Source organism: Variovorax sp. LjRoot290 (assembly GCF_964253985.1).
Lineage (GTDB): Bacteria > Pseudomonadota > Gammaproteobacteria > Burkholderiales > Burkholderiaceae_C > Variovorax.
Window position 1 is genome coordinate 1,785,845 of sequence record NZ_CAXURW020000001.1, and the last position, 13,700, is coordinate 1,799,544.

Consider the following 13,700-nt stretch of genomic DNA (forward strand, 5'->3'; position numbering starts at 1 on the left):
GGCCTACTCGCGCCGTGGCGGGATGTCGAAAACCAGGCAGGTGGTGGTGGCATGCGCGTAGAGCGTGCCGTCGGCGCCGACCAGCCGCGCCTCGGCGGTGGCGAGCTGGCGCCCGCAGTGGATCACCTTGCCCTCGGCGCGCACGCGCGGGACCTTGGGCGTCAGCGCCTTCACGAGGTTCACGCCGAGCTCGGCCGTGGTGTAGGCGCGGCCGGCCGGCATCATGGTGTGGACCGCGCAGCCCAGCGCCGAGTCGAGCAGGGTGGCGAACCAGCCGCCATGGATGGTGCCCAGCGGATTCAGGTGCCGCGGGAGCGGCGTGCCCTGGAACACCGCCCGGCCGGGGGCTACCGAGATGAGCGAGAAATCCAGCGTCTTCGCGATGGCGGCGTAGGGGATTTCGGCGCGCAGCATGGCTTCCATCATCTCCAGGCCGGTCTTGCCTGCGAGCTGTTCGGGCCGCGCCAGGCCGGGGCCAGGGCCCGCATTCAGCCGCTCCGCAATCGTTTCTTCCTCGGCGATCCAGGCCGCCAGTTGCTCCGTCGCGTTCATTCGAATTCCTTTAAAGGTTGCATATGCAATTATTGTAGCTACAATGGATGGCATGGATGCTATCGCAAAGCCGCAAGGCTGTACCAATTTCCGGCTGCGGCGCCTCCTGCGCCAGGTCGCCCGCCACTACGACACCGAGGTCACGAAGAGCGGCCTCAAGACCACGCAGTACTCGCTGCTGTCGCATGTCTTGCACCTCGGGCCGCTGCGCCCGAGCGATCTCGCGCATGCGATGAACATCGACGCGTCGACGCTGACGCGCAATCTCAAGCCGCTGGTCGCGGCGGGCTGGCTGACGCAGGGCGACGGGCCCGATGCACGCAGCCGGCTGATCGCGATCACCGAGGCCGGCCGCAAGAAGCGCAGCGAAGCGCAGCGCCACTGGCGCACGGCACAGGAAAAACTCAACGCCCTGCTCGGCATCGAGCGGGTCATCGCGCTGCACGCGCTGATCGACGAGAGCATCGCGCTGCTGCAACTCGCGGGCGCTGCCGAAGAGGGAGATGTGGATGAATGACAAGACGACCGCCGCGCCCACCACGCCTGTGGCGCGCTACGCCCTGTGGCTGGTGCTGCTGGCCGCCGCCGGCACCTTCGCGCTCACCATGGGCGTGCGTCAGACGATGGGGCTCTTCCTCTCCTCGCTCAACACGTCCACCGGCCTGGGCATCGGCAGCATCAGCTTGGCCTTCGCCTTCGGCCAGCTCTGGTGGGGCCTCACGCAGCCCTTCGCGGGCGCGGTGGCCGACCGGATCGGCACCGGCCGCGTAATCTTCATCGGCGTGCTGCTGGTGGCGCTGGGCACCATCATCACGCCGCTGATGACGACGACGGCCGGCCTGATCTTCGCGATCGGCGTGCTGGCCGCCGGCGGCGCCGGCATGGCCGGGCCTTCGGTGCTGATGGCCGCCGTCACGCGCATGGTGCCGCCGGCCAAGCGCGGCTTGGCCACCGGCGTGGTGAATGCCGGCGGTTCCTTCGGCCAGTTCGCGATGGCGCCGATCGCGATCGCGCTGATGGCCGGCGTCGGCTGGGCCAGTGCGATGCAATGGCTCGGCGTGCTGATCCTGCTGGCCTTGCCCGCGGTCTTCGTGCTGAAGGGTAATTCCAATCTGCTCGCGGCCCAGTCGGCAGCAGCGAGCGGCACGAAACCGCTCACGGCACGGCAGGCGATCGGCCAGGCGCTCGCCACGCCGAGCTACCGCTACCTGAGCCTGGGCTTTCTGGTCTGCGGCTTCCACGTCGCCTTCCTGGCCACCCACCTGCCGGGCGTGGTGGCGGCATGCGGCCTGCCGCCGGAGATCGGAGGCTGGGCGTTGGGCGTCATCGGCCTCTTCAACATCGTCGGCAGCCTGGCGATGGGCTGGGCTGTCGGGCGCTGGCGCATGAAGTCGCTGCTGGCGCTGCTCTATGCGACGCGCGGCATCGCGGTGCTGATCTTCCTGCTAGCGCCCAAAACGCCGGCCGTGATGATGGTGTTCGCGGCGGTGATGGGCATCACCTTCCTCTCGACCGTGCCGCCGACCGCGGGCCTGGTCGCCAAGATGTTCGGCCCGGCCAACATGGCGATGCTGTTCGGCGTCGTGATGCTGGCGCACCAGGTCGGCGGCTTCCTGGGCGCCTTCCTCGGCGGCTACGTGTTCCAGGTGACGGGCAGCTACGACATCGTCTGGTACATCGACATCGCGTTGGCTGCCGGCGCAGCGCTGATCAACCTGCCAATCCGCGAGCCTCGGCCGGCGCTGATGGCGAAGGCGGCAGCATGAGCAGTGTCGACCCGCGCACGCGCCTTCTGCTCGAGGCGCCGATCATCCCCACGCTGCTGCGCCTGGCCGCGCCCAACGTCCTGGTGATGGTCGCGCAGGCCGCTGTCGGCCTGATCGAGACCTACTTCGTCGGCAAGCTCGGCACCGATGCGCTGGCCGGCATGGCGCTGGTGTTCCCGATCGTGATGCTGATGCAGATGACCTCGGCCGGCGCGATGGGCGGCGGCATTGCCTCGGCGATTGCACGCGCGCTCGGTGCGCGGCGCCGCGACGATGCCGATTCGCTGGTGCTGCATGCGATCCTGATCGCGCTCGGCTTCGGCCTCGTGTTCACGCTGGCGCTCCTCTTCGGCGGGCGCTGGCTCTATGCGCTGATGGGCGGCACCGGCGCTTCGCTCGACGCGGCCTTGACCTATTCGAACTGGGTGTTCGCCGGCGCGGTGCTGGTGTGGCTCTTCAATTCGCTGGCGGCGGTGATCCGCGGCACAGGCAACATGTCGGTGCCGGCCAACGTGACGGTCGCCGGCGTGGTGGTGCTGGTGCCGCTGTCGCCCTTGCTGATCTTCGGCTGGGGTCCGATTCCCGGCATGGGCATCGCCGGCGGCGCGATCGCGCTCTTGCTCTACTACCTGGCCGGCACGCTCGCGCTGTGGGCCTACCTGCGCGGGAGCCGCAGCCTGCTCAAGCCCTCATGGGCGAAGGCGCGCTTCCGGTGGCCGCTGTTCGCCGACATCCTGCGCGTCGGCCTCGTGGGCGCGGTCTCGACCGTGGCCACCAACCTGTCGATCGGCATCGCGACCGCGCTGGCAGGCCAGTTCGGCCCCGGTGCGATCGCCGGCTACGGCACGGCCTCGCGGCTCGAATACCTGCTGGTCCCGCTGGTGTTCGGCCTCGGCGCGCCGCTGGTCGCGATGGTCGGCACCGCCATCGGCGCGGGGCAGCGCGAACGCGCCCTGCGCGCCACCTGGGCGGGCGCGGCGATGGCCTTCGTGCTCACCGAGACCATCGGCCTCGCGGCCGCGCTGTTCCCGAGGCCCTGGCTGATGCTCTTCGGCAGCGATCCGGCGATGCTCGAAGCGGGCTCGCAGTACCTGCGTGCGGTCGGGCCCTTCTACGGCTTCTTCGGCGTCGGGCTGGTGCTGTACTTCGCTTCGCAGGGCGCGGGCCGCCTTCTGTGGCCGGTGCTCGGCAACATCGCGCGGCTGGCGGTGGCCGGGATCGGCGGCTGGCTCGCGTTGCGCTGGGGCGGCCAGCTGAGTCACGTATTCGTCGCGCAGGGCGCCGCGCTGGTGGTGTACGGCATCGTCATCGCATCGTCGATCGCCGGCGGCGCCTGGTTCGGCCGTGTCGGCTGGCCGCGCACCACGGCCGGGCTGCTGCGGCGCGTTCAGCAGACCTGAATCCTCCACCCATTGCCGAAAGCTTTCCATGAAGATCAAGGACTCCGTCGTTTTCATCACCGGCGCCAATCGCGGCCTCGGGCTCGCCTACGCACGTGCAGCGCTCGCGGCCGGCGCGAAGAAGGTCTACGCGGCCGCGCGCGACCCGAAATTCATCACGCTCGAAGGCGTGCACGCCGTCGCGCTCGACGTGACCAAGCCCGAACAGGTCGAAGCGGCCGCTCGCGCCTGCGGCGACGTGACCCTGCTCGTCAACAACGCCGGCATCTCGCGCGGCTCGGGCCTGCTGTCGCCGGAAGCCATGGACACCGCGCGGGCCGAGTTCGAGACCAACTTCTTCGGCCCCTGGGCCTTGAGCCGTGCCTTCGCGCCGGTGCTGGCGAAGAACGGCGGCGGCGCCATCGTCAACGTGCTGTCGGCGCTGAGCTGGATCAGCCTGCCGGGCGCGGCCACCTACAGCACCTCGAAGTCGGCCACATGGTCGCTCAGCAACGGCCTGCGCAACGAATTGCGCGAGCAGGGCACGCAGGTCGTCAGCGTGCACGTGGCGTTCATGGATACGGACATGGCGAGCCATGTGCCGGGCGACAAGACATCGCCCGACGATGTGGCGAAGCAGACTTTCGCCGCCGTCGAGGCCGGCCTGCCCGAAGTGCTGGCCGACGCGGTGACGCGCCAGGTCAAGCAGGGCTTGGTGGCGGACCCGCCTGCCTACGCGGCCGCGCGCTGAAGCGGGCGTTCGGGACGCGGCGCTGGCAGCAGCCGGCGAAGCGCCTCGAAGAACAGGTCGGACTGCTCGCGCTCGCCCTGGATCTGCGCCGCCACGTGCGCGGCCAGCGCCGCGTCGACCGGCACCAGCGGCCGGCCGGTGGATTGCGCGATCACCTGGTGCAGGCAGGCGCGCTCGAGGTAGTAGAGGTCGTCGTAGGCATGGGCGATGTGCGCGCCGGCCACGATCACGCCGTGGTTGGCGAGGAAGGCTACGTCCTTGCCGGCCATCGCATGGGCGATGCGTTCGCCCTCGCGGTCGTCGAGCGCCAGCCCGTTGTACTGCGCATCGATGGCGATGCGGTTCATGAAGCGCATCGCGTTCTGGCTCAGCGTCGGGTCGAGCGCGCGATCGGCGGTGAGCGTCAGGGCGGTCGCATAGGGCATGTGGCAATGCAGGACCACCGCGTGGCCGGTAATGCGATGCACCGCGCCGTGGATGAAGAGGGCGGTGGGCTCGACGCGATGGCGGCCGGCCAGCACCTCGCCGTGCATGTCGATCAGCACGATGTCATCGGGGCCGATCTCGCTCCAGTGCAGGCCGCGCGGGTTGATCAGGTAGCGGTCCTGCGCACCGGGCAGCGCGACGCTGAAATGGTTGCACACGCCCTCGGAGAGGCCATGGTGCGAGGCGGCGCGCAGCGCCAGCGCGAGGTTGTCGCGCAGGATGCGGACGGCGGGGCTGGCGTAGTCGGATTCGGCAGACATGGCGATCCTCAGGTGCGCCGGCTGCCGTTGAAGGCAGCGACGAAATCCAGCGCGGCCTCGCGTACGGCGGCGGCGCTCTTGCCGGGCTTGTAGAGCGCCGAGCCGATGCCGAAACCGGCCGCGCCGGCTTCGCGCCAGGCAGCCATGTTGCCGGGCGTGATGCCGCCCACGGGCATCAGCGGCGTGCCCTTGGGCAGCACCGCGAGCAAGGCCTTCACCACCGCGGGCGAGGCCAGTTCGGCGGGGAAGAGTTTGAGCCCGCTGGCGCCGGCCGCGAGCGCGCCGAAGGCCTCTGTCGGCGTCATCACGCCGGGCAGGCTCACGAGCCCGAGGCGCGCCGCTTCGGCCAGCACCTCGGCGTTGAAGTTGGGCGCCACGATCAACTCGCCGCCGGCCGCATGCACCTCGCGCACCTGCTGCGCATCGAGCACCGTGCCGGCGCCGACCAGCGCATCCGGAAAGCGCCGGCGCAGGAGTGCGATGCTTTCGAGCGGCTGCGGCGAATTGAGCGGCACTTCGAGCAGCCGGAAGCCGGCTTCGACGATCGCATCGCCGACCTCCGGCGCCTCGGCCGGCGTCAGACCGCGCAGGATCGCCACCAGCGGCAACTGCTGCATGGCGGCGGAGAATTTGTCCAGAGGCGAAGTCATGGCCTTGTTCTGTTTGCGTTGAGGAATGCCGACAGCGCGTGCAGGCCGGCCCAGGTAGCCTCGGCGCCCAGCGTCCGCGCGGTATTGCCCGAGGCCTGCAGCGCCAGCAGGTAGCGCTGCGTCAGCGCCGGCGTGCCGATCAGCACCAGGTCGCCGGCGGCGTGGATCGATTGGGTGCGCAGCTCCTCGCCGATCAGAAGCCCCGACAGGTAGCTCGAGAGATCGCCGGCCGACATGCGCTCGAATAGCGCCAGCGTGCGCGCGCCGAAGGCGTTGTGCAGCAGGCCCTGGCCGTTGTCGGCCTGCGTCACGCCTTCGAGAAAGGCGACTTCGTCCAGCGGCGCCTCTGCATCGAGCGTGCGTGCCAGGATCGAGTGCCGGCTCAGGAGCGCATAGAACTCGCCGGTCATGAAGGTGCGGAAGCCCGTCACGCGGCCCCGCTTCACCGTGGCCCACTTGTTGTGCGTGCCGGGCAGCACGAAAACGCCGTCGGCAAGGCCCGTCAGCGCCATGGCGCCGAAGATCTGCACTTCTTCGCCGCGCATCACATCGGGCACGCCGTCGTGCAGGTCGCTGAGGCCGGGCACGATCGCGATGCGGCCGGGCTCGATCTCGACGATCGCGTTGCCCACTTCGACCCGGCCTGAGGGGCAGGCGCAGTAGGGCGCCTCGACCCAGCCCTGCTTGCTGCCGGCCATGCCCGAGATCAGGCAGAAGCTGCCGGTCGGGCGCATCCAGTCGCCGAACAATTCTTCGAACACGGCCGGGAAGCCACCCGGCGGGACCGTGAGGATGCCGCGCGGATGCTCGCGCTCCTCGAGCACGTGGCCCTTGCCGTCGAGCCGCGCGCCGCGTAATGAGCTGGTACCCCAATCAACGGCGATTAAGTGCATTCAGTGATTGTCTCTTGGAACGAAAGAGCCTCGCTTGCCGCGCAGGAATCCGAGGTCGGCGCCCTGGTCGGCCTGCAGCACGTTGTCGACGTAGAGCTTCCAGTAGCCGGAGTCCAAGGGCGGCTTCGGGGCAGTCCATTTCTCGCGCCGGCGCGCCAGCTCCTCGTCACTCACGTGCAGATGCAGCCTGCGATTCGGCACGTCGAGTTCGACGATGTCGCCGTCCTGCACCAGCGCCAGCGGCCCGCCGGCCGCGGCCTCGGGCGCCATGTGCAGCACCACCGTGCCGTAGGCGGTGCCGCTCATGCGCGCATCGCTGATGCGGACCATGTCGGTGATGCCCTTCCGGAGTACCTTGGGCGGCAGCGGCATGTTGCCGGACTCGGCCATGCCGGGGTAGCCCTTGGGGCCGCAGTTCTTGAGCACCATGATGCAGTGCTCGTCGATGTCGAGCGACTCGTCGTCGATGCGCTTGTGCAGGTCGTCGGCGCTTTCGAACACCACCGCGCGGCCCTTGTGCACCAGCAGCTCGGGCGTGGCCGCGCTCGGCTTGATGATCGCGCCGTTGGGCGCGAGGTTGCCTCGCAGCACGCAGATGCCGGCCTTGTCCTTGAAGGGCTTGGCGAGCGGCTGGATCACCTGCGGGTTGTAGTTCTCGGCGTCCTTGATGTTGTCCCAGACGCTCCGGCCGCTGGCGGTGATGAGTCCCAAGTTCAGGTGCTGCGCGATCTCCTTCATCACCACCGGCAGGCCGCCCGCGTAGCAGAAGTCCTCCATCAGGTACTGGCCCGAGGGCTGCAGGTTGACCAGGCAGGGCAGGTCGGAGGCCAGGCCGTCGAAGTCGTCGAGCGTAAGTTCGACGCCGATGCGCCCCGCGATCGCGAGCAGGTGGATCACGAGGTTGGTGGAGCCGCCGATCGCGGCATTGACCTTGATCGCGTTCTCGATCGCCTGGCGGGTGAGAATCTTCGACATCACGAGGTCCTCGTGCACCATCTCGACGATGCGTCGGCCCGCCGCGCGCGCGAGCACGTTGCGCCGCCCGTCGACCGCCGGATAGGCCGCATTGCCGGGCAGGCCGATGCCGAGCGATTCGACCATGCTGGCCATGGTGCTGGCGGTGCCCATGGTCATGCAATGGCCGTGGCTGCGGTGCATGCAGCTCTCGGCCTCGAAGAAGTCCTGCAGCTTCAGCGTGCCGGCGCGCACCTGCTCGCTCATCTGCCAGACGCCGGTGCCGGAGCCGAGCTCCTGCCCGCGCCACTTGCCCGAGAGCATCGGGCCGCCCGAGACGCCGATGGTCGGCAGGTCGACGCTGGATGCGCCCATCATGAGCGCCGGCGTGGTCTTGTCGCAGCCCATGAGCAGCACCACGCCATCCAGCGGGTTGGCGCGGATGCTCTCTTCGACGTCCATGCTCGCGAGGTTGCGATAGAGCATGGCGGTCGGCCGCATCAGCGTCTCGCCCAGCGACATCACCGGGAACTCGAGCGGGAAGCCGCCGGCCTCGTAGACGCCGATCTTCACCTGCTCGGCGAGCGTGCGGAAGTGCGAGTTGCAGGGAGTGAGCTCGCTGAAGGTGTTGCAGATGCCGATCACCGGCCGGCCGTCGAACTGGTCGTGCGGAACGCCCTTGCCCTTGAGCCAGCTGCGGTAGATGAAGCCATCGCGGTCGTGGCGGCCGAACCATTGCTGGCTGCGCAGTTCGTGCGCGGGTTTCCGGGGTGGGGCGCTCATCTGTCTTGTCTCCGCGGTGGGCCAATCTGCGGCCTCGGCGAATCAGGGTTTGTCCTGCCGGACCGGTATTTCAATCATCATATGATAAGCGCCGACATTGGATCGAGGTCTAGGGAAATCTCGGTCCTCGCAGGAGACAAGACATGCCCCATTCATTGAACGCAACGCGCAAGCAACCGATGCAAATGACGCATCGAAGCATGAGCCGCCGGGCCGCTCCCAAGGCGAATACCGCAGCGCGCAGCGCGGAGGTTGCTCAATGAGCGCCACCCGCCCCGAGGTGCTGGTCGTCGCGCCGTTGATGCCCTTCCTGATGGACGCGCTGCACCGCGAGTACACGGTGCACGATCGGACGCACGTCAACGACCCCGAGGCCTTCTCGGCCGCTGCCCCGCGCATCCGCGCAGTCGTTGCGAACGGCGAAGCCAAGGTGCCGCGCGAGCTGATGGCCCGCCTGCCGGCGCTGGAAGTGATCTCCGTATTCGGTGTCGGCTACGACGGTGTCGACGTGGCCGCAGCGCACGAGCGCGGCGTGCCGGTCACCAACACGCCGCAGGTGCTGAACGACGACGTGGCCGATCTGGCGATCGGCCTCTTGCTCTCGATCGCGCGGCGCATTCCCCAGGCCGACCGCTTCGTGCGCGAAGGCGAGTGGCCGAAGGGCCCGTTCCCGCTGAACCGCAAGGTCACGGGCGCCCGCCTGGGCGTGGTCGGCATGGGCCGCATCGGACAGGCCATTGCGCACCGGGCGCGGGGCTTCGACATGCAGATCGCGTACACCGCGCGTTCGCCGCGCTCAGAGGTCGACTACGCCTACCACCCGGATGCGGTCTCGCTCGCTGCTGCCGTCGACTTCCTGGTCGTCATCACGCCGGGCGGCGCGGCGACGCGCGGCCTGATCGATGCGCGCGTGCTCGAGGCGCTCGGACCGCAGGGCTACCTGGTCAATGTGGCACGCGGCAGCGTGGTCGACGAAGCGGCGCTGATCGCCGCGCTCTCGAAGGGCGTCATTGCCGGTGCCGCGCTCGACGTCTACGCCAACGAGCCGCAGGTGCCGGCCGAATTGCGCGCCATGCCGAACGTGGTGCTCACGCCGCACATGGCCAGCGGCACGAAGCAGACGCGCGAGGCCATGGCGCAACTGACTTTCGACAACCTGCGCGCGCATTTCGCAGGGGCGCCCTTGCTGACGCCGGTGGATGCCTGAAGGCGCGACGCGGCACCATGACCAAGAACACCCACGGCCGCACGCTCGAGCTGCTCGGCGAGGCGATCGTGTCGCGCCGCTATGCCATCGGCGCGCCGATGCCCGCGGAGCCGCTCTTGTGCGAGGAGTTCGGCGTCAGCCGCACGGTGGTGCGCGAAGCGGTGAAATCGCTGGTCGCCAAGGGCCTGATCGTCACGGGGCCGAAGGTCGGCACGCGCGTGCTGCCGGAGGACCGGTGGAACTGGTTCGATCCCGATGTGATCACCTGGCAGGCTCGCGCCGGCCTCACGCCCGAGTTCCTGCGCGACCTGCTGGACCTGCGGCGCGTGGTCGAGCCGGCAGCCGTTCGGCTAGCGGCCGAACGCGCCACCCCGGCCGACATCGAGGAGATCGAAGAGGCCTACGCCGGCATGAAGCAGGCAGTGGAATACGGCGGCGACTACGTCACCAGCGACCTGCGCTTTCACCACGGACTGCTGGTCGCTGCCGGCAACCGCATGTTGGCCCAGATGAGCAAGGCGCTGAACGCGCTGCTGCGCACCAGCTTCGAGCTCTCGACCGCCAAGAAGGACGGACCGACCTTGTCGCTGCCTCTGCATCGGGCGGTGCTAGATGCGGTCATCGCCCACAACCCGGCGCGCGCCGAGCGCGCGATCATCAAGCTCATCGACGGTGCGCGCGAGGACATCGAAGAGGTGGTCGGCTCGCGCCGCCGCCTGCCGCGCCTCGGTCGGTCACCGCCGCGGCTCAAGGCCGCTTGAGGCGCGCCCGCATCCCTTTCCCAGCAACGCTCATGGATCGAGCACCCATCGTCAAAAAAAGGAGACACAGCATGAAATTCAAGGCACTCATGATTCCCGCGCTGGTCGCGCTGGGGCTCGCTGCCGCCGGCCAGGCCGCGGCGCAGGAGAAGCTCACCGTCTGGTGGGGCAAGGGCTTCTACAAGGCGGAGGACGACGCGCTGTACGCAGCCATCAAGAAATTCGAGGCCAAGAACCCGAAGATCAAGGTCGAGCTGTCGCTCTATGCGCCGCAGGAAATGGTTCCGAAGTCGGTGGCTGCGCTCGACGCCGGCAATCCGCCCGACGTGGCCTATGGCGACGTCTACGACTTCCAGGTCACGGCCAAGTGGGCCTACGACGGCAAGCTCGAAGACGTGACCAGCATCCTCGACCCGATGCGCGCCAAGTTCGAGCCTGCGGCGCTGGCCACCACCTTCCTCTACAACGACACCACCAAGAGCCGCGCCTACTACGCCTACCCGATCAAGCAGCAGACCATGCACATCCAGTACTGGAAGGACATGCTGGCCGAGGCGGGCTTCAAGGAGAGCGACATCCCGACCGACTGGAAAAGCTACTGGAGCTTCTGGTGCGACAAGGTGCAACCAGCCCATCGTCAAAAGTCCGGTACCCGCAGCTTCGGCATCGGCCAGCCGCTGGGCGTGGACTCGAGCGACTCGTTCTTCTCGTTCCTGACTTTCATGGACGCCTACAACGTCAAGCTGGTCAACGACGCGGGCAAGCTGCTGGTCGATGATCCGGCGGTTCGCCAGGGCCTGATCAACGCGCTGACCGATTACACACAGGTGTATTCGAAGGGTTGCGCGCCGCCGTCTGCTACCAACTGGAAGGATCCGGACAACAACGTCGCCTTTGCCAACAAGACGACCGTCCTGACGCATAACGCGACGATCTCGATCGCCGCCACGCAACTCGACGCCTCGAACAACCAATCGCTTACGCAAGCGCAGCGCGACGCCGCCAAGTTGAACTACACCGAGAAGATCGCGACAGCAGGCTTCCCGAACAAGCCCGACGGCTCCAAGATGGTGTACCGCGCGGCCGTGAAGACCGGCGTGATCTTCAAGGACGCCAAGAACAAGGATGCCGCGAAGAAGTTCGTCGCCTTCCTGCTCGACGACGCCAATCTCACGCCCTACGTCGAAGGCTCGCTCGGGCGCTGGTTCCCGGTGACCAAGGCGGCGCAGCAAAGTGCTTTCTGGAAGCAGGACCCGCACCGTACGGCCGTCTACAACCAGTTCATGGCCGGCACCTCGCCATTCGAATTCACCAAGAACTACAAGTTCACGGTGCTCAACAACGAGAACGTGTGGGCCAAGGCGGCGAACCGGATCCTCAACGAGAAGGTGCCGGTGGACAAGGCCGTGGACGAGATGATCGCGCGCATCAAGGCGGTTGCGGGCTGACCCTCTGAATCGGTCCGGCCGCGGCTCGGCGCCGCGGCCGTCCGCCTGTCCATCATCTTCTCCGCTTGAACGACATCGGGGTGAACTGAACCATGACTCAAGCTGTTAGCACATTGCCGCACGTCGCGGCGCCGGCGTCCCGTAGCCTGACCCGCTGGGAATTCTGGGGGCGCCTGTTCGTCGTTCCCTACCTGCTCGTGTTCGCGGTGTTCGTGTTGTACCCGGTGGGCTACGGCCTCTGGCTGGCCCGGCACCCGTCCAGCTACACGAAGCTGTTCGACGATCCGATCTTCTTCCGCAGCGCCATCAACACCATCGTGTTCCTGGTGGTGGCGATCAATCTCAAGATGATCGCCGCGCTGGTGCTGTCGGGCTTCTTCATCAAGACGCGCTGGTGGATCAAGGCGCTCTCGGTGCTCTTCATCCTGCCCTGGGCGGTGCCCTCGATTCCGACCATCCTGTCGGTGCGCTTCATGCTCAATCCGGAGTGGGGCGTCATCAACTCGGTGATCTTCCGCCTCACGGGGCTCGACGGACCGAACTGGCTCAATGACCCGACGCTGGCGCTGTCTCTGTCGATGCTGATGCATATCTGGAAGTCGCTGCCGTTCTGGACGCTGATCCTGGTGGCCGGGCGCCTGTCGATTCCGGCCGAACAGTACGAAGCCGCTTCGGTCGACGGCGCCAGCAACTGGCAGAAGTTCCGCTTCATCACCTGGCCGGCGATGCGCACGCTCTACATCACGTCGACCATCCTGTCGGCGATCTGGACGCTGGGCGATTTCAACAGCGTCTACCTGCTCACGGGCGGCGGGCCGGCCGACCTGACGCACGTGCTGGCCACCCTGGGCATCCGCTACCTGCGGCTGGACCAGATGGATGTGGCGATGTCCTCGATCGTGGTGGCGCTGCCGCTGGTACTGCCGCTGGTGTATTTCATGATGAAGAGGCTGTCCAAATGAAGCGATGGACCCTGCGCTCCGTCACCGCCGAAGCCAAGCTGTTGCTGATCGGCATCCCGGTGTTCCTGTGGACCATCATCCCGGTCTACCACATGTTCCTGTTTGCGATATCAGAGCGCGAATCGGCTACCTCGGGCCGGCTATGGCCCAAGAACCCGACGCTGCAGAACTTCGAGACCGTGTTCCAGCAGAAGCATTTCTACCTGTCGCACTTCTGGCAGCAGCTCGGCAACTCGCTTGTCATTGCGATCGCGGTCGGGCTGATCACCTTGATGGTGGCCACCACCGCCGCCTTCGCCATCAGCCGGCTGCGGGTGCGGGGCGGGCGCACGGTGCTCAACATGGCCCTGTTCACCTACTTCATCCCTGCTGCATTCCTGGCGGTGCCGATGTACAAGACGATGGCCAACTACGGGCTGCTCAACAACCAGTGGTCGCTGATCTTTGCGATGGTCACCATCGCTTCGCCCTACTGCATCTGGGTGCTCAAGCAGGCCTCGGACAAGCTGCCCTACGAACTCGACGAGGCCGCGCGCATGGACGGCGCCACGCCGGTGCAGCTGTTTCGTCTGGTGTATCTGCCGCTGATGGTGCCCTCGATGGTGGCAGTGGGCACCTATGCACTGCTGCTGGCCTGGAACGAATACCTCTATGCCTTCCTGCTGCTGTCCAACGAAACCGACATCACGCTCGGGGTGGCGCTGGGCAACTTCCTGGCGGCCGACGATTCGCCATGGGAATTGCTGATGGCCACCGGTTTCATCTATGCGCTGCCGCCGGCGGCGATCTACTACGCGTTCAAGCGCTACATGGTCGGCGGCCTGACGGCCGGCGCCGTCAAGAGCTAA

Annotated in this window: 14 protein-coding genes; 9 read left to right on the forward strand and 5 right to left on the reverse strand. The window is 67.5% G+C overall.

What is annotated here, in order from left to right:
• Positions 1–3 precede the first annotated feature (3 nt).
• The gene (locus ACSQ9A_RS09095; protein WP_436303424.1) at positions 4–552 is read right to left on the reverse strand and encodes a PaaI family thioesterase; all 549 of its coding nucleotides are present in this window, start codon (positions 550–552) and stop codon (positions 4–6) included.
• A 52-nt stretch (positions 553–604) separates the two neighbouring features.
• On the opposite strand from ACSQ9A_RS09095, the gene ACSQ9A_RS09100 reads away from it, so the two are divergent.
• From ACSQ9A_RS09100 to ACSQ9A_RS09115, 4 genes are read left to right on the forward strand one after another with little or no spacing between them, the layout of a single operon-like run.
• Positions 605–1,069: a MarR family winged helix-turn-helix transcriptional regulator gene (locus tag ACSQ9A_RS09100; protein WP_436303425.1), complete on the forward strand. Its 465-nt coding sequence runs from the start codon at positions 605–607 to the stop codon at positions 1,067–1,069.
• Positions 1,062–2,318, forward strand: a complete 1,257-nt coding sequence (locus ACSQ9A_RS09105; RefSeq protein WP_436303426.1) for an MFS transporter — start codon at positions 1,062–1,064, stop codon at positions 2,316–2,318. Before ACSQ9A_RS09100 ends, ACSQ9A_RS09105 begins: the two co-directional genes overlap by 8 nt.
• On the forward strand, positions 2,315–3,718 hold the full coding sequence (locus tag ACSQ9A_RS09110) for an MATE family efflux transporter (protein WP_436303427.1): 1,404 nt from the start codon (positions 2,315–2,317) through the stop codon (positions 3,716–3,718). Before ACSQ9A_RS09105 ends, ACSQ9A_RS09110 begins: the two co-directional genes overlap by 4 nt.
• A 28-nt stretch (positions 3,719–3,746) precedes the next feature.
• Positions 3,747–4,448, forward strand: a complete 702-nt coding sequence (locus ACSQ9A_RS09115; protein ID WP_436303429.1) for an SDR family oxidoreductase — start codon at positions 3,747–3,749, stop codon at positions 4,446–4,448.
• Here the strand turns inward: ACSQ9A_RS09115 and ACSQ9A_RS09120 are convergent.
• The 4 genes from ACSQ9A_RS09120 to ACSQ9A_RS09135 are packed head-to-tail and all read right to left on the reverse strand — an operon-like array spanning position 4,430 to position 8,474.
• Positions 4,430–5,194: an aldolase gene (locus ACSQ9A_RS09120; RefSeq protein WP_436303430.1), complete on the reverse strand. Its 765-nt coding sequence runs from the start codon at positions 5,192–5,194 to the stop codon at positions 4,430–4,432. The two genes, ACSQ9A_RS09115 and ACSQ9A_RS09120, sit on opposite strands and share 19 nt — an antisense overlap.
• An 8-nt stretch (positions 5,195–5,202) precedes the next feature.
• Positions 5,203–5,844, reverse strand: a complete 642-nt coding sequence (locus tag ACSQ9A_RS09125; protein ID WP_093102211.1) for a 2-dehydro-3-deoxy-6-phosphogalactonate aldolase — start codon at positions 5,842–5,844, stop codon at positions 5,203–5,205.
• A complete protein-coding gene (locus ACSQ9A_RS09130; RefSeq protein WP_093102212.1) occupies positions 5,841–6,737 on the reverse strand; it encodes a 2-dehydro-3-deoxygalactonokinase in 897 nt (298 codons plus the stop codon). The genes ACSQ9A_RS09125 and ACSQ9A_RS09130 overlap by 4 nt, the downstream gene beginning before the upstream one ends.
• Positions 6,738–8,474 (reverse strand): IlvD/Edd family dehydratase, encoded by a 1,737-nt coding sequence (locus ACSQ9A_RS09135; protein WP_436303431.1) that lies wholly within the window; start codon positions 8,472–8,474, stop codon positions 6,738–6,740. It abuts the gene before it with no gap.
• A gap of 259 nt (positions 8,475–8,733) precedes the next feature.
• Here ACSQ9A_RS09135 and ACSQ9A_RS09140 point away from each other — a divergent pair, with 259 nt between their 5' ends.
• From ACSQ9A_RS09140 to ACSQ9A_RS09160, 5 genes are all read left to right on the forward strand, one after another.
• The gene (locus ACSQ9A_RS09140) at positions 8,734–9,681 is read left to right on the forward strand and encodes a 2-hydroxyacid dehydrogenase (RefSeq protein WP_436303432.1); all 948 of its coding nucleotides are present in this window, start codon (positions 8,734–8,736) and stop codon (positions 9,679–9,681) included.
• Between the two features lie 17 nt (positions 9,682–9,698).
• Entirely contained in the window at positions 9,699–10,442 is a 744-nt protein-coding gene (locus tag ACSQ9A_RS09145) for a FadR/GntR family transcriptional regulator (RefSeq protein ID WP_436303433.1), read from the forward strand.
• Between the two features lie 71 nt (positions 10,443–10,513).
• Positions 10,514–11,890: an ABC transporter substrate-binding protein gene (locus tag ACSQ9A_RS09150; protein ID WP_436303434.1), complete on the forward strand. Its 1,377-nt coding sequence runs from the start codon at positions 10,514–10,516 to the stop codon at positions 11,888–11,890.
• 92 nt (positions 11,891–11,982) lie between these two features.
• Positions 11,983–12,852: a carbohydrate ABC transporter permease gene (locus tag ACSQ9A_RS09155; protein ID WP_436290709.1), complete on the forward strand. Its 870-nt coding sequence runs from the start codon at positions 11,983–11,985 to the stop codon at positions 12,850–12,852.
• Positions 12,849–13,700, forward strand: coding sequence for a carbohydrate ABC transporter permease (locus ACSQ9A_RS09160; protein ID WP_093102220.1), 852 nt, complete (start codon positions 12,849–12,851; stop codon positions 13,698–13,700). The genes ACSQ9A_RS09155 and ACSQ9A_RS09160 overlap by 4 nt, the downstream gene beginning before the upstream one ends.

Coding starts and splice junctions, on each gene's coding strand:
- ACSQ9A_RS09110 (WP_436303427.1), top strand. CDS start 2,315: ATGAGCAGTGTCGACCCGCGCACGCGCCTTCTGCTCGAGGCGCCGATC.
- ACSQ9A_RS09095 (WP_436303424.1), bottom strand. CDS start 552: ATGAACGCGACGGAGCAACTGGCGGCCTGGATCGCCGAGGAAGAAACG.
- ACSQ9A_RS09120 (WP_436303430.1), bottom strand. CDS start 5,194: ATGTCTGCCGAATCCGACTACGCCAGCCCCGCCGTCCGCATCCTGCGC.
- ACSQ9A_RS09100 (WP_436303425.1), top strand. CDS start 605: ATGGATGCTATCGCAAAGCCGCAAGGCTGTACCAATTTCCGGCTGCGG.
- ACSQ9A_RS09140 (WP_436303432.1), top strand. CDS start 8,734: ATGAGCGCCACCCGCCCCGAGGTGCTGGTCGTCGCGCCGTTGATGCCC.
- ACSQ9A_RS09160 (WP_093102220.1), top strand. CDS start 12,849: ATGAAGCGATGGACCCTGCGCTCCGTCACCGCCGAAGCCAAGCTGTTG.
- ACSQ9A_RS09115 (WP_436303429.1), top strand. CDS start 3,747: ATGAAGATCAAGGACTCCGTCGTTTTCATCACCGGCGCCAATCGCGGC.
- ACSQ9A_RS09130 (WP_093102212.1), bottom strand. CDS start 6,737: ATGCACTTAATCGCCGTTGATTGGGGTACCAGCTCATTACGCGGCGCG.
- ACSQ9A_RS09105 (WP_436303426.1), top strand. CDS start 1,062: ATGAATGACAAGACGACCGCCGCGCCCACCACGCCTGTGGCGCGCTAC.
- ACSQ9A_RS09155 (WP_436290709.1), top strand. CDS start 11,983: ATGACTCAAGCTGTTAGCACATTGCCGCACGTCGCGGCGCCGGCGTCC.
- ACSQ9A_RS09150 (WP_436303434.1), top strand. CDS start 10,514: ATGAAATTCAAGGCACTCATGATTCCCGCGCTGGTCGCGCTGGGGCTC.
- ACSQ9A_RS09125 (WP_093102211.1), bottom strand. CDS start 5,844: ATGACTTCGCCTCTGGACAAATTCTCCGCCGCCATGCAGCAGTTGCCG.
- ACSQ9A_RS09135 (WP_436303431.1), bottom strand. CDS start 8,474: ATGAGCGCCCCACCCCGGAAACCCGCGCACGAACTGCGCAGCCAGCAA.
- ACSQ9A_RS09145 (WP_436303433.1), top strand. CDS start 9,699: ATGACCAAGAACACCCACGGCCGCACGCTCGAGCTGCTCGGCGAGGCG.